This window comes from Pseudomonas sp. 5Ae-yellow (assembly GCF_014077575.1).
Classification (GTDB): Bacteria; Pseudomonadota; Gammaproteobacteria; order Pseudomonadales; family Pseudomonadaceae; genus Halopseudomonas; species Halopseudomonas neustonica.
Window position 1 is genome coordinate 1 of the sequence record NZ_JACGWE010000018.1, and the last position, 18,394, is coordinate 18,394.

Annotated in this window: 17 protein-coding genes and 2 tRNA genes; 8 read left to right on the forward strand and 11 right to left on the reverse strand. The window is 57.2% G+C overall.

Features of this window, described 5'->3' with window-relative positions:
• The coding region (locus H4J77_RS12045) for a transposase (protein WP_182247079.1) at window positions 1–121 on the forward strand (121 nt) is incomplete at its 5' end.
• A 45-nt stretch (window positions 122–166) separates the two neighbouring features.
• Here H4J77_RS12045 and H4J77_RS12050 read toward each other — a convergent pair.
• Together H4J77_RS12050 and H4J77_RS12055 are read right to left on the reverse strand one after the other, a co-directional pair.
• A tRNA-Met gene (locus H4J77_RS12050) sits at window positions 167–243 on the reverse strand.
• 149 nt (window positions 244–392) lie between these two features.
• Window positions 393–3,377, reverse strand: coding sequence for a DUF748 domain-containing protein (locus tag H4J77_RS12055; RefSeq protein ID WP_182248526.1), 2,985 nt, complete (start codon window positions 3,375–3,377; stop codon window positions 393–395).
• A 256-nt stretch (window positions 3,378–3,633) separates the two neighbouring features.
• Between H4J77_RS12055 and H4J77_RS12060 the strand changes: the two genes are divergently transcribed.
• On the forward strand, window positions 3,634–5,235 hold the full coding sequence (locus H4J77_RS12060; protein WP_182248528.1) for an amidohydrolase: 1,602 nt from the start codon (window positions 3,634–3,636) through the stop codon (window positions 5,233–5,235).
• Window positions 5,236–5,299: 64 nt separating this feature from the next.
• Here the strand turns inward: H4J77_RS12060 and ychF are convergent, their stop codons facing one another.
• The 8 genes from ychF to H4J77_RS12100 form a co-directional block, all read right to left on the reverse strand.
• Window positions 5,300–6,400, reverse strand: coding sequence for a redox-regulated ATPase YchF (gene ychF / locus H4J77_RS12065; RefSeq protein ID WP_182248530.1), 1,101 nt, complete (start codon window positions 6,398–6,400; stop codon window positions 5,300–5,302).
• 38 nt (window positions 6,401–6,438) lie between these two features.
• On the reverse strand, window positions 6,439–7,026 hold the full coding sequence (gene pth, locus H4J77_RS12070; RefSeq protein WP_235869664.1) for an aminoacyl-tRNA hydrolase: 588 nt from the start codon (window positions 7,024–7,026) through the stop codon (window positions 6,439–6,441).
• A gap of 31 nt (window positions 7,027–7,057) precedes the next feature.
• Window positions 7,058–7,699, reverse strand: coding sequence for a 50S ribosomal protein L25/general stress protein Ctc (locus H4J77_RS12075; protein ID WP_123889066.1), 642 nt, complete (start codon window positions 7,697–7,699; stop codon window positions 7,058–7,060).
• Window positions 7,700–7,804: 105 nt separating this feature from the next.
• Window positions 7,805–8,746, reverse strand: coding sequence for a ribose-phosphate pyrophosphokinase (locus tag H4J77_RS12080; protein ID WP_123889067.1), 942 nt, complete (start codon window positions 8,744–8,746; stop codon window positions 7,805–7,807).
• Window positions 8,747–8,863: 117 nt separating this feature from the next.
• Window positions 8,864–8,938 (reverse strand) — tRNA-Gln (locus H4J77_RS12085).
• 35 nt (window positions 8,939–8,973) lie between these two features.
• Window positions 8,974–9,819: a 4-(cytidine 5'-diphospho)-2-C-methyl-D-erythritol kinase gene (ispE, locus tag H4J77_RS12090; protein WP_182248532.1), complete on the reverse strand. Its 846-nt coding sequence runs from the start codon at window positions 9,817–9,819 to the stop codon at window positions 8,974–8,976.
• Window positions 9,816–10,433: a lipoprotein insertase outer membrane protein LolB gene (gene lolB / locus H4J77_RS12095; protein ID WP_182248534.1), complete on the reverse strand. Its 618-nt coding sequence runs from the start codon at window positions 10,431–10,433 to the stop codon at window positions 9,816–9,818. Before lolB ends, ispE begins: the two co-directional genes overlap by 4 nt.
• A 3-nt stretch (window positions 10,434–10,436) precedes the next feature.
• Window positions 10,437–12,155: a tetratricopeptide repeat protein gene (locus tag H4J77_RS12100; protein WP_259364824.1), complete on the reverse strand. Its 1,719-nt coding sequence runs from the start codon at window positions 12,153–12,155 to the stop codon at window positions 10,437–10,439.
• Between the two features lie 299 nt (window positions 12,156–12,454).
• Between H4J77_RS12100 and hemA the strand changes: the two genes are divergently transcribed.
• The 6 genes from hemA to H4J77_RS12130 all read left to right on the forward strand — a co-directional run bounded on the left by hemA (window position 12,455) and on the right by H4J77_RS12130 (window position 17,842).
• Entirely contained in the window at window positions 12,455–13,810 is a 1,356-nt protein-coding gene (hemA, locus tag H4J77_RS12105; protein WP_182248537.1) for a glutamyl-tRNA reductase, read from the forward strand.
• Window positions 13,807–14,892, forward strand: a complete 1,086-nt coding sequence (gene prfA / locus H4J77_RS12110; protein ID WP_182248539.1) for a peptide chain release factor 1 — start codon at window positions 13,807–13,809, stop codon at window positions 14,890–14,892. Before hemA ends, prfA begins: the two co-directional genes overlap by 4 nt.
• Window positions 14,889–15,722 carry a peptide chain release factor N(5)-glutamine methyltransferase gene (gene prmC / locus H4J77_RS12115; protein WP_182248541.1) on the forward strand — a complete coding sequence of 278 codons (834 nt, stop codon included), beginning with the start codon at window positions 14,889–14,891 and terminating at the stop codon, window positions 15,720–15,722. Before prfA ends, prmC begins: the two co-directional genes overlap by 4 nt.
• On the forward strand, window positions 15,715–16,470 hold the full coding sequence (locus H4J77_RS12120; protein ID WP_182248611.1) for a molybdopterin-synthase adenylyltransferase MoeB: 756 nt from the start codon (window positions 15,715–15,717) through the stop codon (window positions 16,468–16,470). Before prmC ends, H4J77_RS12120 begins: the two co-directional genes overlap by 8 nt.
• Entirely contained in the window at window positions 16,467–17,252 is a 786-nt protein-coding gene (gene murI / locus H4J77_RS12125; protein ID WP_123889073.1) for a glutamate racemase, read from the forward strand. Before H4J77_RS12120 ends, murI begins: the two co-directional genes overlap by 4 nt.
• 62 nt (window positions 17,253–17,314) lie before the next feature.
• Window positions 17,315–17,842, forward strand: a complete 528-nt coding sequence (locus H4J77_RS12130; protein ID WP_220469349.1) for an acyloxyacyl hydrolase — start codon at window positions 17,315–17,317, stop codon at window positions 17,840–17,842.
• 21 nt (window positions 17,843–17,863) lie between these two features.
• Here the strand turns inward: H4J77_RS12130 and H4J77_RS12135 are convergent, their stop codons facing one another.
• Window positions 17,864–18,394, reverse strand: coding sequence for a DUF2878 domain-containing protein (locus H4J77_RS12135; protein ID WP_182248543.1), 531 nt, complete (start codon window positions 18,392–18,394; stop codon window positions 17,864–17,866).

The window sequence follows — 18,394 nt, forward strand, 5'->3', positions numbered from 1 at the left end:
TACCGGCCAGCTTGAGGGGATCAACAATAAGATCAAAGTGATCAAGCGCATGGCCTATGGGTACCGCGACACCGATTACTTCTTCCTGAAGATCAAGGCCGCGTTCCCCGGACATACGTGATGAACCTAAAAAAAGGCCTAGCCGAAGCTAAGCCTTTGAAATCGTTGGTGGCTACACCTGGACTTGAACCAGGGACCCCAGCATTATGAATGCTGTGCTCTAACCAACTGAGCTATGTAGCCATCCGAGGCTGCGCATTATTCATTTCCGCGCGGGGGTTGTCAAGCCTGCGTGCTTATTTTTTAACTGGCATTTCAACTGGTTAACTTTTTCAGTCGGCAGACGTTGCGGGTTGCGCTGTTACCGTAACCGGGCAGTGCCTGGTTGCCGGTTATTCACTGCCCAAATGCAGTGCCGACGCTACGTGGCCGTCGCTTGCTTGTTCGGTGATGCTAACGTCTATCAGGTAAACGCGTTCGGGGTCCAGGCCGCCAGCGTCAACCAGATAGCTTTTTATTGCCGCGGCACGGCGCTGTGCCAGTTTGCGTAACATCAGGTTGCTGTGACTCCACAGGTCCAGCAACGCCTGTTCCATTTTTGCCGCGCGTTCCTCCTGGTTGAGTTGGCTCCATTCCTCCGGGGGCTGTTGTTTCAGGCGGGCGCGATAGATGCCTTCAAGCAGAGCAGGCTTATCTTCATCGTCGACCTCTATCAGCTCGCGAGAGGCGGGTACTTGTTCGCCCATGGCTTGTAGTGATTTGAACTGAAGTCGCTGGTATTCGCGGACGAGGCGCTCGCTTGCCAGTTGCGGGCCATCTACTGCTGCCGAGCTTACGCCCTCTACCTCCAGGGTGAGAGCCGGGCGCTGTTGCAGCGCGCTCGCCAGGGTGGTCAGCGTGGCCTCTGCGCCACTGCCAAGGGTCTCTCGGCCCGCGGTGAAGCTGACTTCGCTCAGGTCTTGCTCGTTGCCGCCAACGAGACCGGCAATAAACTTGAAAGGTGCCTGTGCGGCTCTGCCCACCAGATTGCGCAGCGTTTGCCAGATAATGGGCATGACGCTGAATTGCGGATCTGCTAGGTTGCCGGCTACCGGCAGTTGAATATCGATATTGCCTTTGCTGTCTTTCAGTAGGGCGATGGCCAAGCGTACTGGTAGATCCACGGCATCCGGACTATCGACCTTTTCACCGAGCTGCAGCCCTTCCAGCAGCACCTTGTTTTCGGCATTCAGTTGGCCTTGCTCAATCCGGTAGTGCAGATCCAGGTTTAGTCTCCCTTTGCGAATGCGGTAGCCAGCAAATTTGCCGGAATAGGGCGTGAGTGTGGTCAGTTCTACGTTGCGAAAGGTGGTCGCTATATCGAGGCTGTTGAGTGGGTCAAAGGGGGTCAGGCTACCTTTGATGCTGACCGGTGCGTAGCGGTCAATTTTGCCGGTCACGTTTACGCTGGCAGGTTTTGTACTTTGGTTATCCAAAGTGCCAATGTCGCCGTTGAGCTGGCCGATAGCTGCCGAGAAATCCGGCTGCAAACTGAAGTCGGCAAAATTGGCAGAGCCATCAGCAATGGTGACGCCACCAATACGAATAGCCATCGGAGCGCTGCTGCTTTGTTTCTGACTGGTGCCGGGTTGCTCAACGAGCAGGCCACTGAAGTTGGTGGTCAGGTTTTCGTTGATAATGAAACGGACATAGGGCTGTTGCAGCGCTACCTTATTGATTGTCAGGCTGTTGCCCTGATAATCGATGCTGCTGAGCTCAAGCTGTTGCCATTTCAGCAGGTCGCGCTCGCGCTCGGCATCAATGATGTGCAATTGGCTGACCTGTGCATCTCCGCTTACTTCAAGCGCTAGTGGTTCAAGTCCGTTTAAATTGATGTTGAGGTCGCTGTTGGCTAGTCCGCTGCGCAGCTGGATGCGCACCAGTGGCTCAAAATAGGGTCGAGCCAGTCGCAGGTCTATATTGCGCGTACTGGCTTTCAGAGTGGCACTCAGAGGCTTTAACTGTACCTGTCCGCTAGCGGATAGCTGCCCGTTGTTGTTGAGGCCGGTGGTCAGCTGCACGGAGAAGGGGGTGGTGCCAAGGCTATCGAACTGACTGATGCTGATATCGAGCGGGCCTACCTCCAAGGCAACTGGCTTACTTGGTACCCGATCAACCAGGTGTAGTTGGCTACCGTCCAGTGTCGCGTCCTTCAGTTGCACTCGCCATGGCGGGCTCTGAGTTGCAGGCGTCTGGGCTGCGGTAGCGGGGCTGGGCGCAGGATTGGCGACTTGCTGGGTGCTGTCCGTGACGTCAGCCGCTTGCGTTTGTCTGGTGCTCTGCTGGCTGGGCTCGGGTGTGCTCGTTTCCGCCTGGTTGGCGCTCGCTTGGGGTTTGCTGTCCAGTAGTGCCAGTAAGTCTATTGTTCCGTTTTGTTCGCGGGCGGCCCAAGCTTCCAGTTCGCTGCTGTGCAGCTGACCAATAACGACCTCACGCTTGGCCAGGTTTAGCGCGCTGTCACTGACGGTGAGGCTGGGCAGGCGCAGACGCGGTTTACCGTTGGCGTCGATACTGAGGGTGGTTAGCGCCAACTGCGCATTCTGTAATCTAAAGTCAGTTTGCTCTGAGAGGTCCAATTGATACTCGGTGCTCGCACTGAGCGCGCCGCTGTCGAGGTCCAGGTCGAACTGGTCACGAATATAGGGCCATAAGGTACTCAGTTGCGCATCCTGAATACTGAGGCTGCCGCTGGATGTGATGTTGGGAGCCAGGGTGGCGTTGCCTTGCCAGGCCAGGCGAGCACCGTTAGGGCCGCTGGCATTTAGCGTGATGGCGGTGGTTTCATCGGGTCTGGTGCTCAGGTTCTTGAGCTCCAGCGACAGGTCGTCATAGGCAAACTCGACTGCGGTTTGTGTGCGCTCGTCGATAAAATGCAGACTGTTTTTATTGAGCGCAACGCGGTCGATGCGCAGCGGGAAAAGGGCTTGGCTGGTATCGTCGCTAGCCGCCGCGTCCGCCTCAGGCAGGTTGAACAGCTTTGCCAGGTTGAGCGTGCCATCTTTGGCAAAGTGAACCTCGCCGTGCGCAGCATCCAGTTCAACGTCGGCCAAGTGCAGGGCCCCGGTCCACAGGCTATCGAGCTCGGCGTTCACGTAAAGTCGCTGAAAGGAGATATCTGGAGCGTCAGGGTCGCCGATCTGCAGATCCCAGAGCGTGGATTGCATGCTGAAAGGATTGAACTCGACCCTGCCCAGTTGCGCAGGCACTGTCGCCAGCCTGGACAGTTGGCTATTGATGGTATGCAGCGCTATGGCTGGGACTAGCAGAAACCCTGCTGTTGTGTAGATAAAGCTGGCGATCAGTAGTCCGACCGCAAGGCTTTTCTTGCGTATACGCATGAGCTAGCCGTCTCGGATGCAATAAGTAGGGAGATTATGGCACGTGAAGGCCGGTTCTGCGGCCCATGTCAGGCAAATATCAAGGCTGTTGCGACCTACACGGTCGTGCTTTGATATACCTGAAAGCCCTTACAATGGTTCTATAAAAATAAATAAGCGAATGACCATGCAGATAAAAAGATCGGGGGCAGTAGCTCTCCTGGCGCTGTGTTTATTGGGTGTTTTGGGGTTTGTATGGCCTCACTCTGGCAACGATATGATTTTCTTCGGCGGCCCCATCCTGACTGTTAATGCGAGCAACGAGGTCGTTGAGGCGCTGGCGGTGCGTGATGGCATTATCGTTGCTGTCGGCAGTCTGGATGAGGTCATGGGCGTCCGGTCCGCAGACACGCAACTTGTCGATCTGCAGGGCAGAGCCTTGATGCCGGGGTTTGTTGCGGCTCATGAGCATCCCACGTTAACCGCTGTATTCAATGGCGCGCATGACCTGTCGGGATTCAGTTACAAGCATAATGCTGAGGTATGGGCGGCGTTGCGTGAGGCGATTGCGGCTACACCCAAAGGCGACTGGGTGTATGCCGGCGGCATTGATGCGATTCTGACGCCTGATCTGCAGGTGCCCATGCGCGAAGCGCTGGATCAGTTGGCGCCGGACAATCCGGTGCTGCTGATTTCGCAGACGCTGCATTCGGCCTGGGCCAATTCTGCCGCCTTTGCCGCAGCGGGCGTGACCCGCGATACGCCTGATCCGGGTAAAGGGTCGTATTACGAGCGTGATGCTAACGGTGATTTCACGGGCTTCATCGCTGAAACACGTGCAATGCAGCCCTTTGTCACAGGCCTGCGCTCGCCGTTGCGGCTGCTTGGGCGTTATACCGATACCCTGGACGGATATCTTGCCGAAGGTTTCACCTCGGTCGCCTCGCTAGGCTACAACGTGCCGCCTTTGCTGGCTCGGTTTGCCGCTTCGCGACACCTTCAGCCGCGCATCCGGCAGTTCTTTTATCTGGTTGAGAGTGAGCTCGATTACCTGCCGGATTTGCCAGATACGCGTAACCCGTTTTTTCGTGTGCTTGGCGTCAAACTGTGGCACGACGGTTCACCTTATACCGGCAGCATGTTCACCTCGGCACCTTACCTTGATAGTCGGTTGGGCCGCACATTGGGTATTGAAGCGGGCAGTCACGGTGCGGCGATGATTGCCGAGCAAGAGCTGATCGAAAAAATCCAGGGATACCGTTCACAGGGCTGGCAGGTAGCGATCCACAGTCAGGGCGATGAATCTAATCGTCAGGTGGCTAAGGCCATCCTGGCGGCAGGTCAGCCCGGTTCCGGCGACGCCCTTATCCGGCTGGAGCATGCTGTGCTGTTACCGGCGGATTTGATGCCGGCGCTGGCGGAGCAGGGCGTGACGGTCAGTTTTCACATTAACCATATTCGCTATTACGGCGATGCTCTGGCGGAATCGATCATCGGCCGCTGGGCGGCGCAGCAGGTATTGCCAATACGCACCGCAGTGGATCTGGATATGCAGCCATCGCTGCACGCAGACAGCCCTATGTTTCCGACCGATGGATTTAGCCTGATGCAGACGGCGATCACTCGCAGAACTGATAGCGGTCGGCTTTTGAATGCGGATCAGTCTATCAATGTTCGCCAGGCGCTACGCGCGATGACTATTAACGCGGCCTACCAGCTCGGCATCGATAGTCAGACGGGCAGTTTGGAGGTCGGTAAATGGGCAGATCTGCAGGTGGTGACAGAGAACCCGTACGAGGTTGACGCAGAACGGCTCAATCGCTTGCAGACCCAAAAGGTGTATGTGGCTGGTAGGCTGGAGTTTGATAAAGCAGAGTAGTGCTGACGTAAAAAGCCCCTGCTCACTCAAGGCGGGCAGGGGCTTTTATGACAAACGCAATGCCTTAGACGTTGAAGCGGAAGTGGACTACGTCACCATCCTTGACGATGTATTCCTTACCTTCCAGGCGCCATTTTCCGGCTTCCTTGGCTCCGCTTTCACCGTTGTATTGAATAAAGTCTTCGTAGGCGGTGACCTCGGCGCGGATAAAGCCTTTCTCGAAGTCGGTATGAATGACGCCGGCGGCTTGTGGGGCTGTGGCACCGATTTTTACCGTCCAGGCGCGTACTTCCTTTACGCCAGCGGTGAAGTAGGTCTGCAGGCCCAGTAGCTCGTAGCCCGCGCGAATGACGCGGTTCAGGCCAGGCTCTTCCATCCCCATGGTCTCAAGAAACATCTGCTTTTCTTCGTCGTCATCCAGTTCGGCGATTTCGGCTTCGATCTTGTTGCAGACCGGCACGACAATAGCGCCTTCTTCGGCAGCGATGGCCTTCACTACGTCGAGTAGCGGGTTATCTTCAAAACCTTCTTCCGAGACGTTGGCAATGTACATGACCGGCTTGACGGTAAGCAGGTGGAACTGGCGCACAGTGGCACGTTCTTCCGGGCTGAAGTCTTTCAGTAGGGTGCGTGCAGGCTTGCCTTCGCTAAAGTGCGGAATCAGCTTTTCCAGCAGGGCTTTCTGCGCAATCGCCTCCTTGTCGCCGCCTTTGGCATTGCGGCTTACCCGGTATAGCTGCTTCTCGCAGCTGTCGAGGTCGGCGAAAATCAGTTCCAGGTCGATAATCTCGATATCGCGCTTGGGGTCAACACTGTTGGCAACGTGAATGACGTTTTCATCTTCGAAGCAGCGCACTACATGGGCGATGGCGTCTGTTTCGCGGATGTTGGCGAGAAACTTGTTGCCTAGGCCTTCACCCTTGGAGGCGCCTTCGACCAAGCCAGCGATGTCCACAAACTCCATGGTCGTTGGCAACACTTTCTGCGGCTTGACGATGTCGGCCAGCGCATCCAGGCGTGGGTCGGGCATCGGCACGATGCCGCTGTTCGGCTCAATGGTGCAGAAAGGGAAGTTTTCTGCCGCGATGCCGGATTTGGTCAACGCATTGAACAGGGTGGATTTGCCAACGTTGGGCAGACCGACAATACCGCAATTGAAACCCATAGTGATGTCCTTTGCCGTGTGTGGCGGCGCAAATTAGTTCAGGCTTTAAAACTGTGCAGGCGTTGCATGACGGCCGACCACTGTCCCTGGCTGATGCCGGGTAGTTCGCGGATGGCTTCGTCGATGCAAGCGTCGAGTGCTTCCTGTTCGGCTTTGGGCGCGCGGCCCAGTACAAAGCCGGTCACCTGCGAGCTGTGGCCAGGATGGCCAATACCCAAGCGCAGGCGGTAAAAAGTATTCTGATTGCCCAATTGAGCAATGATGTCCCGCAAGCCGTTGTGTCCGCCATGACCGCCGCCCTTTTTGCACTTGACCACGCCAGGCGGTAGATCAAGCTCATCATGGGCTACCAGAATTTCTTCCGGCGTAATGCGATAGAAACCAGCCAGCGCGGCAACAGCTTGCCCACTGCGGTTCATAAAGGTGGTGGGGATCAACAGGCGAATATCCTGACCATCAATTGTCAGGCGGCCGGTAAGGCCAAAAAACTTGCTTTCAGCACGCAGGCCGACGTTATGCCGGTCAGCCAGGCGCTCAATAAAAAGGGCGCCAGCGTTGTGGCGGGTCAGGTCATATTCAGGACCGGGATTTCCCAGTCCTACGATTAACTTGATTCCCTGCGTCACAACGGGCGCCCCTCTCGAGTCAGGCGGGAGTTTACTCCGCAGACTCCTCACCTTCGTCAGCTGCTGGAGCATCTTCTTCAGCTTCAACGGCTACGCGAGCTGCGTGCACGTTGGCGACTGGAAGATCGTGATCAGCGCCTTGGGCCAGAGCAGGAATGCTCACGCCTTTTGGCAGCTTCAGGCTGGACAAGTGAACGATATCGCCCAGATCGACTTCAGCCATGTCCACTTCAATGAACTCTGGCAGGTCTTTCGGCAGGCAGTTAACTTCAACGTCGGTCATGGTGTGAGAAATCACGCCACCGCTTTTCTTGACGCCGACACAAGTGTCTTCGTTCAGGAAGTGCAGGGGAACGTGAACAGTCACTTCGTGACCAGCTACCACGCGCAGGAAGTCAGCATGCATAACCATCGGCTTGGCGGGGTGACGCTGCAGAGCTTTCAGCAGTACGTCTTCTTTTTTGCCGTCAACTGACAGCTTGATGACGTGGGAGTAGAAAGCTTCGTTTTCCAGTGCTTTGTTCAGCTCGCGAGCAGCGATAGAGATGCTCTGCGGCTCTTTGTTGCCACCGTAAACGATAGCCGGCACCAGTGCATCGTTACGACGCAGGCGGCGGCTCGCACCTTTCCCCAGGTCGTTACGGGTATTCGCATTCAGAGAGAAGTCGACCATAAGTAGTCTCCTTGCAAAAACATCCGGGCACTTGCGACCAGTGCGTCGGATGATTGATGAAAAACCCGAGCTTATGCCCGGGTCGTTAAATCAGCGTCTTGTTCCTTAACGGAACATGGCGCTGATGGATTCTTCGTTGCTGATACGACGCATCGCTTCGGCAACAATGGGTGCCATATCCAATTGGCGGATACGATCACAGGCAGCTGCCGCGGGAGACAAGGGGATAGTGTTAGTCACTACCAGTTGGTCCAGTACGGAGTTGCTGATGTTTTCGATTGCCTTGCCCGATAGAATCGGGTGCGTGCAATAGGCAAATACTTGCGCCGCGCCGTGGTCTTTCAGAGCTTTGGCGGCATGGCACAGTGTGCCTGCAGTATCGACCATGTCGTCTACCAGCACGCAGTTGCGACCTTCGATGTCACCGATGATATGCATCACTTCAGACTGGTTGGCCTTTGGCCGACGCTTATCGATGATCGCCAGGTCTACACCCAGGCTTTTTGCCACTGCACGGGCACGCACAACGCCGCCGATGTCAGGGGAGACAATCATCAGATTGTCAAAACGTTGGTCCTGAATATCGTCAATCAGTACCGGTGAACCGTAGATATTGTCGACCGGAATGTCGAAAAAACCCTGGATCTGGTCAGCGTGCAGGTCAACGGTCAGCAGGCGATCAACGCCTACAGTGTCGAGCATGTCTGCTACGACCTTGGCGCTAATAGCGACACGGGCAGAGCGGGGGCGACGATCCTGGCGAGCGTAACCGAAGTAGGGAACGACAGCGGTGATGCGTGAGGCGGATGAGCGACGCAGAGCGTCAGCCATAACCACCATTTCCATCAGGTTGTCGTTGGTCGGTGCGCAGGTTGGCTGCAGGATGAAGACGTCTTTGCCGCGCACATTCTCATTCAGTTCGACGTTAACTTCGCCGTCACTGAAGCGGCCAACAGTGGCATCGCCCAGAGGAATGTGCAGCTCACGCACGACGCGCCGTGCCAGATCGGGGTTGGCGTTCCCCGTGAATACCATCATCTTGGACACGCAGCATTACCTTTTTTGGGTAGTGGTCTTTGCGATTATGGATTCACGTCTGGAGTGCAGAAAGCATCAACCAGTCAGACGTGGATCACTCTGTCTTGATTGCTGCCGGAGAGAAAATGGCAGGGGCGGCTGGATTCGAACCAACGCATGGCAGGATCAAAACCTGCTGCCTTACCGCTTGGCTACGCCCCTGTAACTATCCGGATGCACGGCTGCATCCTTAGTGCTTACTTGTTGATCAATTGATGTAACGGTGAAACGTTACAACCCTTGGCAACAAAGCTTCGCAGTGTGGCTGGCAACCGGGCGCGAACTTTATCAGCTTCGCGTTCATTTGGGAAGGCCCCAAATAAGCAACTGCCAGTTCCGGTCATCTTAGCCTCACAATAATTGTTTAGCAAGATCAACGTGTTACGAATTTCTGGGTAACGCGCTGCAACAACCGGTAAGCAGTCATTCCGACCGCCGACCTCACGGAAGGCCGCTAATGTAATGGGCGATGTGTCGCGCGTCAACCTCTGATCTGAAAAAATCTCTGCAGTACTGACTGAATAGGGCGGAATAACCACCAGATACCAGGGTTCTTCCAGCTCTACCGGGGTTAGTTTTTCGCCCACGCCTTCCGCCCAGGCGGCCTTGCCGTGCACGAATACCGGCACGTCAGCGCCCAGGGCTATTCCGATAGCAGCCAACTGGTCGTCGCTTAGATTGCTTTCCCATAGACGATTTAGCCCTACCAGAGTGGTCGCAGCGTCAGAGCTGCCGCCGCCGATACCGCCACCCATGGGCAGGCGCTTCTCAAGCGTGATATCAGCGCCGAGTGATGTTCCTGTGGCGTTTTGCAGGCGTTTAGCGGCTTTGACGATCAGGTTGTCTTCTGGAGCGACGCCCGGCAGCTCGGTGTGCAAGTTTATCTGGCCGTCGTCGCGGCAACTAAAGTGCAGGGTGTCGCCATAGTCAACAAACTGAAACAGGGTCTGCAGGTTGTGGTAGCCGTCTGCGCGGCGCCCGGTTATATGCAGAAACAGGTTGAGTTTGGCTGGTGCCGGCAGGCTGAGTGTTGCTGTGTTCATTCAGGGATTCGGGGTTTCCAGTCAGTGACGACGAGGGTGAGTAGCAGATCGTGCCCGGAAATTTGCAGTCGCTGCGGCAGTTGTACTTCGCCGACCTGCTGGTAACGACTGTACTCGACGGTCCAGCCACTTTGGTTCAGCCGCGCGAGGCGGCTATGGGTGTCCAGCTGCAATCGGCTGGGCGCATCTGGTGCGGGTAGGCCGCGTACCCACCAGAGCAGGTGTTCGACCGGCAGACGCCAGCCAATTTGCTGCTCCAGTAATGCCTCGGCGGAGTCGGCACTGACGGGTGCGCGACCGGCCACTTCAAGCGTGGTCTGTTTGTCGTCACCCTGAATGCGGGTCGCTCCGCGCCCCATGGGGCCGGACAGGCGAATGTCATAGTAATCATTGCGTTGCAGCCAGAAGAGGGTGCCGCTACCCGACTCTTGCGGTGCCCGCACGCCCAGTTTGCCCTGTAGTTCCCAGCTGCGGATGGGTTCTACCTGCTGACGATGGTGCTTCCATGCCTGAGGGTCACCGCCGAGCTCCAGCGTTTCCTTCTGGTGCAGGCTACTGCAGGCTGCGAGAGTCGTGGCTAGCAGGATGACGGTCAGGGTGCGCATAAATGACATGATTTACTCAGCTTCCAGGCGTTCGCGGGTGGCAGGGATCAATTGGCTGTCAGGTGCCTGTTCCAGGCCTTGCCTCCAGACCTGGCGGGCCTCCCGTTTGTTCCCTTGGCGCCAGAGCACTTCGCCCAGATGAGCAGCGACTTCCTGGTCAGGGAAGTTGGTAAAGGCGTCCCTCAGTAACTGCTCTGCGCGATCAAGATTACCGAGTCGATAGTGAACCCAGCCAAGGCTGTCGCGCACTGCCGGGTCATCCGGCGCTAGTGCGGCGGCCCGCTGCAGCAGGTCGAGCGCCTCGTCCAGCCTTTCATTGCGGTCGGCAAGGGTGTAGCCGAGGGCGTTCAGGGCCATGGCGTTATCAGGTTCGCGCTCAATAATGGTACTGAGATCCTGCACTGCGGCCTCGGAGTTGCCAAGCTGCTCGTTCAGCATGGCGCGGGTATACAATAAGCTGCTTTCCACTGGGTAAGCACGCAGCGCAGCGTTGGTTCGCTCGATAGCTTGCTCGGGCTGGTCGGCAAGCGTTTCAATCTCAATCTGGTATAGCGTCAGTGCGTGTTGTGGATACTCTTCGCGGTCCTTTTGCAGTAGCTCGCTCAGGGCGTCCAGATGCCCCTGTTTAACCAGGAGCTGACTGATCTGCAGGCGAGAAGTCAGCAATTCCGTGCCGCTGTTGATGCTTTGCCAAGTCTCTAGTGCAGCATCCGGGTCGCCGTTAGCCAGTTGCGCGTTGCCCAAATGGTAGCGCGCTGTGTTGTTGTTTGGATTGGTGTCCAGCACCTGTTGCAGTTGATCAACGGCTTCAGCGCTGTCGCCGAGTTCCAGATAGACCAGCCCTAGAGACAGGCGCAGGTCAGGGTCGTCCGGATTATCCCTGACCAGTTTGGCGTATTGGGTGCTAGCGGCGCGGTAGTCGCCGGAGCTCACCAGCATGCGGGCCAACAGTAAGCGCAAGCGGGTATCTGCCGGAAATGACTCCAGTCCGCGATAGAGGATTTCTTGGGCGCGCTTGGGATCGTTTTCTATTACCAGGCGGCTGTGCAGCAGGATGGCGGCGGGTGCCTTGTCCGTGCCGGGATGTTGCTCGAGTAGCTCAAGTGCTTCTTGCGAGCGGCCAGCCTGTTGCAGTAACAATGCCTTGGCAAAGGCTAATTGGGTGTTTTCAGGATGGCGTTGCAGCATCTGCGAAAGACTCTCAAGCAGCGCTTTGCGGGTTGGTTCGTCTGTTTCGGCTGCGGCCAGGGCGAGGAAGTCGAAGTGCGTCTCTCCATGCAGATCCAGAGCGCGCTGCATCATGTCCATGGCCTGCTCGTGCTGACCGGTACGAGCTAGGTGGATAGCCGCTGAGCGCAGGGCTTCCGGGTTCTGACTATCGAGTTCGACCCAAAGCAGCGCCATATCAAGCGCCGGTTTTTCAGCGCCGAGGAATTCGGCCACACGCATAGCTCGCTCGGTTACACCGGCATCGCGGGTCTCACGCGCCTGGTAGATATAGTTATCGAGCGCAATATCGAAGCGGTTGCGCTGCCCGGCAATCTCGGCGGTCAGCAGGTCGTAAAGCGTGTCCTGACGAAACTGGCCATACTCGACCGGTTCGGCCGGCTTTTCGACGGCTACGGCTGGTGCTGGCGCAGCTGGTTCCGGTGTTGACAGCGCACTGCAGCCGCCAAGCAGAAGTCCGCCCAGAGCCAACAGCAGCGGGGACGGAATAGATAAAGCCTTCATAGACACTCTCATACGCGACGTTTTGGTGGCTGTTGAACCGGTGCAGTATGGGGACGCTGCACCGCTGGGGATTGGTTAAGACGGCACGTGGAGGCCGCCGGCCAGGCTGGTTTCATCATGACACAGGATGTGACGCAAACCCATACTCTGCAAGGCGTGCGAGCGAAAACCGCGAAGGGCGCGGCGAATTGCCACCCCATAGGTTGGGAGCGGAAGCCAAGCGGTAATTGATCGACGTGGGGTAACATAGGACAATTAGTCGCTTTAGCAGTCGTTTCGTTCCGGCATCATGAGGCACCATGGGCTTTATTGCATTGGGCATCAATCACAAGACCGCAGGCGTGGAGGTACGCGAGCGCCTGTCGTTTGCACCTGAGCAGCTACCGGACGCGTTGTTGCGCCTGCGGGAAGAGACTGTCACTCAGGAAGTAGCCATTCTTTCTACCTGCAACCGCACCGAGCTTTATTGCGCTCAGGATCAGTTGGATGCAGACGGTCTGGTTAACTGGTTTGCTGCCTTTCACGGTATGACCGCTGAAGAGGTGCGTCGTTGCAGCTATCTGCATCAGGATGCGGGTGCGGTTAATCACATGATGCGCGTTGCTGCCGGACTGGACTCCATGGTGCTGGGCGAGCCTCAGATTCTGGGGCAGATGAAGGACGCCTGGCAGGCGGCGCGCACCGCTGGCACACTGGGGCCGCACCTTGATCGCTTGTTCCAGAGCACGTTCAACATGGCCAAGCAGGTGCGCACTGATACTCGTATTGGTGAAAATCCGGTCTCGGTCGCCTTTGCGGCGGTAAGCCTGTCCAAGCAGATATTCTCTGATCTTGGTCGTAGCACAGCGTTGCTGATTGGTGCCGGTGAAACCATAGGTCTGGTTGCGCGTCACCTCTACGATCAGGGTGTGGGCAAAATTATCGTCGCCAACCGCACGCTCGAACGCGCTGCAGTACTGGCCGAGCCTCTGGGTGGGCAGTCAATCGTGCTTAACCAGATTCCAGACGTGCTGGCGCAGTGCGATGTGATCATCAGCTCCACCGCCAGCCCCTTACCCATTCTTGGTAAGGGCGCGGTAGAACGAGCGCTCAAGCAGCGCAAGCATAAGCCCATGTTTATGGTCGATATTGCGGTGCCGCGTGATATCGAGCCGGAGGTAGGCGATCTGGCTGACGTTTATCTTTACAGCGTGGATGACCTGCATCAGGTGATCGAGGAAAACCTGCGGTCGCGTCAGGGCGCAGCCAATGCGGCTGAGCGGCTGATTGAGGTAGGTACCGATGACTTTATGCAGCGGCTCCGCGCGTTGGCTGCGGTGGACATAGTGCGCGACTATCGCACCAAGGCCGAGCAACTGCGCGACCAGGAGCTGCTCAAGGCGCAACAGAAACTGCAGCGCGGCGTGGATCCTGCGCAAGTGCTGGCCGAAATGGCGCGCGGTCTGACCAACAAGCTATTGCATGATCCCAGCGTCAAGTTAAAGCAAATGAGCGCCCAGGGGCGGGTCGAGGCGTTGGCGTTGGCGCAAGAGCTGTTCGCCTTGGGCGGAACGGCCGCAGACGTTGGCAGCCAAAGCAACACATCTTCATCCGATGCCGCACCGAACGCTAGACCCTCGAGCGCTGCGCATACCATCTTACAAGGCAAACAATGAAAGCATCCCTGTTGAACCGTCTGGATACCCTGAGCGAGCGTTTTGAGGAATTGTCAGCGCTGCTCAGCGATGCCGAGGTGATCAGCGATCAGGATCGTTTTCGGGCCTATTCCAAGGAGTACGCCGAGCTTGAGGCCACGGTAAAATGTTATGAATCCTGGCGCAGCGTGAAAGGCGACCTGGAGGAAGCCCGCAGCTTGCTCAAGGACAGCGACCCTGATCTGCGTGAGATGGCTGAAGAGGACGCTGCGGCCAGCGAGGCGCAGTTGGTAGAGCTGGAAGAGGAGTTGAACCGCCTGTTGCTGCCCAAAGACCCGAACGATGGGCGCAATGTGTTTCTCGAGGTGCGCGCCGGCACCGGCGGTGATGAGGCGGCGATCTTTGCCGGTGATCTGTTTCGGATGTATAGCCGCTATGCCGAGCGTCAGGGCTGGCGTATCGAGATATTGTCGGAAAACCAGGGCGAACATGGTGGCTACAAAGAGATAATCGCGCGCGTAGAGGGTCAGAGCGTGTATGCCAAGCTGAAATTTGAATCAGGTGCTCACCGTGTGCAACGCGTGCCTGCGACTGAATCTCAAGGCCGCATTCATACCTCAGCCTGTACGGTCGCGATTCTGCCGGAGATGGACGCGCAGGCCGAGATTGAGATCAACGCCAATGACCTGCGCGTGGACACCTTCCGCGCCTCTGGTGCAGGTGGACAGCATATCAACAAGACCGACTCTGCAATTCGCCTGACCCACCTGCCGAGTGGCATGGTAGTCGAGTGTCAGGATGAGCGTTCGCAGCACAAGAACCGCGCGCGCGCCATGAGCCTGTTGCAGGCAAAGTTGGTGAATCAGCAACGCGAAGCGCAGGACAAGGAAATTTCCGATACACGGCGCTCACTGGTCGGCTCGGGCGATCGCTCCGAGCGTATTCGCACCTACAACTTTCCGCAGGGGCGGGTCACCGACCATCGTATCAACCTGACGTTGTACAGCCTGGATGAGGTTATTCAAGGTGGTCTGGATGCGGTGGTTGAGCCATTGTTGCGCGAGTATCAGGCTGACCAATTGGCGGCGCTGGAAAACGTATGAGCCTGACGGTTGCAGAGCTGCTGGCGCAAGCCAATCTGCCGGACTCCGAAAGCCCCGTTCTGGATGCCGAGCTGTTGTTATGTCATGTGCTGGGAAAGGGGCGCAGTTATCTGCGTACCTGGCCTGAAGCACAGCCGAGTGCTGAGCAGGTTGAGCGCTTTTTGGTGCTGCTGGCTCGTCGCCGCACCGGCGAACCTGTGGCTTATTTGCTAGGCGAGCGCGGCTTCTGGAGCCTGGATTTACAGGTGAGCCCCGCTACTTTGATACCCCGTGCCGATACTGAGCGTCTGGTTGAGCTTGGCCTGGAGTTGGGGCCGACAGGCGTTGCGCAGGTGCTTGATCTGGGTACCGGCACCGGTGCGATTGCGCTGGCGCTGGCGGCGGAGCGTGGCGACTGGCAGCTGACCGGCAGTGATCGAGTGCCTGACGCGGTAGCCTTGGCGCAAAGCAATGCCGAGCGGCTGCAGTTGAGCAATACCCGCTTTTTGTTAAGTAACTGGTTTTCAGCGCTGCAAGGGCAGTGTTTTGATCTGATTCTTTCCAATCCGCCCTATATTGCCGCAGACGATCCGCATCTTGCCCAGGGCGATGTGCGTTTTGAGCCGCGCAGTGCACTGGTTAGCGGTGCCGACGGGCTGGACGACATTCGATTGTTGGTTGCTGCCGCACCGGATCATCTCAAGCAGGGCGGTTGGTTTTTGCTTGAGCATGGTTGGCAACAGTCTGCAGCCGTTCAGGCACTGTTGGTTGAGCGCGGGTTTGTTGACGTTGATAGTTGGACTGACCTGGCCGGCCATCCCCGGGTTACTGGAGGGTGCTGGCGTGGATGATCAGACGTTACTGCGCTACAGCCGACAAATTCTGTTGCCGCAAATTGACATCGATGGCCAGCAACGGCTGCTTGAGAGCCGGGTTCTGATTGTCGGGCTGGGCGGTCTGGGAGCGCCGGTTGCACTTTATCTGGCCGCTGCGGGCGTTGGCACCCTGGTGCTGGCAGACCACGATCAGGTCGATCTGACCAACCTGCAGCGCCAGATTATTCACCATAGCGACAGCGTCGGTCAGTTCAAGGTCGACTCTGCGCAAGAACGAGTACAGCAACTCAACCCGCAGGTGGTGTGTCGTAAAATTCCCTCTGCCTTGGCAGGAGAGGCGTTGCATGAAGCCATTGCCCAGGTTGATCTGGTACTGGACTGTTCTGATAACTTTCCCACCCGGCAAGCGGTAAACGCGGCCTGTGTCGCATTAGCTAAGCCGCTGGTCTCGGGGGCGGCAATTCGGTTGGAAGGCCAGCTCAGTGTATTTGATCCGCGTGACCCGCTCAGCCCCTGCTACCAGTGCCTGTATGGCGAAGGTGATGATACTGCGTTGAGTTGCAGTGAGGCCGGTGTGCTCGGACCACTAGTGGGTCTGGTTGGCAGTTTGCAGGCACTCGAAGCGCTCAAGCTACTGGTAGGTTTTGGTAAGCCTCTGGTGGGGCGCCTGCTATTGATTGATGCGCTGGATACACGCTTTCGCGAGATGCGCGTGCGGCGCGATCCGGCCTGCAGTTGCTGTTCCGGTGGGCCGCTGCCGTGAGTGCGCCCGTCGGTGTGTTCGACTCTGGCGTAGGCGGGTTGTCCGTGTTGCAGGAGATTCAGCAGCTACTGCCGTCCGAGTCACTGCTCTATGTCGCTGATAGTGCTTATGTGCCTTATGGCGAAAAACCGCCAGAGCAGATTCGTGAGCGCAGCCGCCTGATTGCCCGGTTTTTGTTCGAGCAGGGCGCCAAAGCGCTGGTGCTGGCGTGTAATACCGCGACGGCGGCCGCGATCAACGAACTGCGTGGCGAGTTTGATATGCCCATTATCGGTATGGAGCCGGCAGTTAAGCCCGCTGCTCTGGCGACGCGCAACGGTGTGGTGGGTGTGCTGGCCACAACCGGTACGCTGCAGAGTGCAAAATTCGCTGCGCTACTTGATCGCTTTGCCGGCTCGGTGCGAGTGCTTACCCAGCCATGTCCGGGTCTGGTCGAGTGCGTTGAGCGTGGTGAGTTGAATGGCCCTGAGGTAGAAGCCTTACTGCAACGCTACACCGCGCCGCTGCTGGCTGCCGGATGTGACACCCTGATTCTCGGCTGCACCCATTACCCCTTTCTTCGACCTGCGCTGCAACGCATCTTGCCAGCACAGATACAAGTGGTGGACACCGGCGCAGCCGTTGCTCGGCAGTTACAGGTAAGGCTGGCTGAAAGCGGCCTGCTGGCTGAGCCCGGACAGGCCATAACGCGATTCTGGAGTAGTGGCGACCCGCAATTGATGGGTTCGATATTACCGACTTTACTGAAAGTGGACGGCGCGGTAGATATTCTGCCTGTTTGAGAACTTTTTGCCGAAACACAGTCTATTTACTGTGTTTTTAACGAGAAGCTAAGGATTAAAGGATGAGAAAACAGAGCTTGCTGCTGGGCAGTATGCTGTCAGTCATGGCGTTTAGTTCCTCTGCTTGGGCGCTGGACGGTTTGACCTTCGAGGTAGGCCAGACCAATGAGTCCACGCAGACCTATCGCGTGGGGGCGCAGTTTGATTTTACCAACCCCCTTTGGCGGAGTGACGGCGGCGCCGTTGCCTTGGGTGGCTACTGGGATGCCGGTTTGACTCACTGGAGTGGCCTGGGCAGCGATAGCATCTCTTTGACGCCTATGTTTCGCCTGGAATTTGGGCCGGATAATGGTGGTGTGACACCTTTTCTTGAGGCGGGTATAGGGGCCTCGGTGTTTTCTGAGCCAGACCTGGGTGATGAGCGTGATCTGGGATCCAATTTCCAGTTTGAAGACCGCCTTGGTGCCGGTGTGCGGTTTGCCTCTGGTTCGGAATTAGGCTTGCGTTATTACCACTACTCGAACGCCGGTCTCGATGAGAGTAACCCAGGCATCAATAAGACGGCGCTCTATTATCGCTTCGACATCTAGTATCCAGTTCGACGAGACTTTCTAGTCTCGTCGTGACATTTGCAGCAGCCGAAACTGCTCACGATAGAGATGAGCGAAACCGTGCAGCAGAGGGAATATGAGTGCCCATATCGGCGCAAGTATCAGGGCTGTATGCTGGGGCCCCAGGGGTAGCATCACCGAATCGTTCAGCGCGCTGCCAGTGAAGTAGGACAAAGGTCCTGATATGGCGCCCAGGATGCTTGCCAGCCAGATAGGTTTGGCGGTCCAGGCCAGGCAGTGATTGAGCGTGGTTGCCAATAGCGCCCAGAGCAATACGAGCCAAATGGGCACCAGCGTATCCGTGCTGGCGAAGTCAAATACCCCGAGTTGCAACAGAAAAGAGTCTATCGCCGCTCCTACCAGGGCGACGCTGACCACCAGCTTACCCTCCGCCGCCCATGAACTGATCCAGATGAAGTGAATCAGGAGCGCCGCCGCCGGTATCAGCAACCACCAACTGGTCCCCCCCATGACACAAGCGAACCAGGCTGCTTGAAATAGCAGGGCGTTGGCAATCAGCCGGATTGGCAT

Excerpts from the sequence above, each read along its gene's own strand:
- H4J77_RS12055 (WP_182248526.1), bottom strand. The coding sequence starts at position 3,377 with ATGCGTATACGCAAGAAAAGCCTTGCGGTCGGACTACTGATCGCCAGC.
- H4J77_RS12060 (WP_182248528.1), top strand. The coding sequence starts at position 3,634 with ATGATTTTCTTCGGCGGCCCCATCCTGACTGTTAATGCGAGCAACGAG.
- ychF (WP_182248530.1), bottom strand. The coding sequence starts at position 6,400 with ATGGGTTTCAATTGCGGTATTGTCGGTCTGCCCAACGTTGGCAAATCC.
- H4J77_RS12075 (WP_123889066.1), bottom strand. The coding sequence starts at position 7,699 with ATGGTCGACTTCTCTCTGAATGCGAATACCCGTAACGACCTGGGGAAA.
- ispE (WP_182248532.1), bottom strand. The coding sequence starts at position 9,819 with ATGAACACAGCAACACTCAGCCTGCCGGCACCAGCCAAACTCAACCTG.
- lolB (WP_182248534.1), bottom strand. The coding sequence starts at position 10,433 with ATGTCATTTATGCGCACCCTGACCGTCATCCTGCTAGCCACGACTCTC.
- H4J77_RS12100 (WP_259364824.1), bottom strand. The coding sequence starts at position 12,155 with ATGAAGGCTTTATCTATTCCGTCCCCGCTGCTGTTGGCTCTGGGCGGA.
- hemA (WP_182248537.1), top strand. The coding sequence starts at position 12,455 with ATGGGCTTTATTGCATTGGGCATCAATCACAAGACCGCAGGCGTGGAG.
- prfA (WP_182248539.1), top strand. The coding sequence starts at position 13,807 with ATGAAAGCATCCCTGTTGAACCGTCTGGATACCCTGAGCGAGCGTTTT.
- prmC (WP_182248541.1), top strand. The coding sequence starts at position 14,889 with ATGAGCCTGACGGTTGCAGAGCTGCTGGCGCAAGCCAATCTGCCGGAC.
- H4J77_RS12130 (WP_220469349.1), top strand. The coding sequence starts at position 17,315 with ATGAGAAAACAGAGCTTGCTGCTGGGCAGTATGCTGTCAGTCATGGCG.
- H4J77_RS12135 (WP_182248543.1), bottom strand. The coding sequence starts at position 18,394 with ATGCCAATCCGGCTGATTGCCAACGCCCTGCTATTTCAAGCAGCCTGG.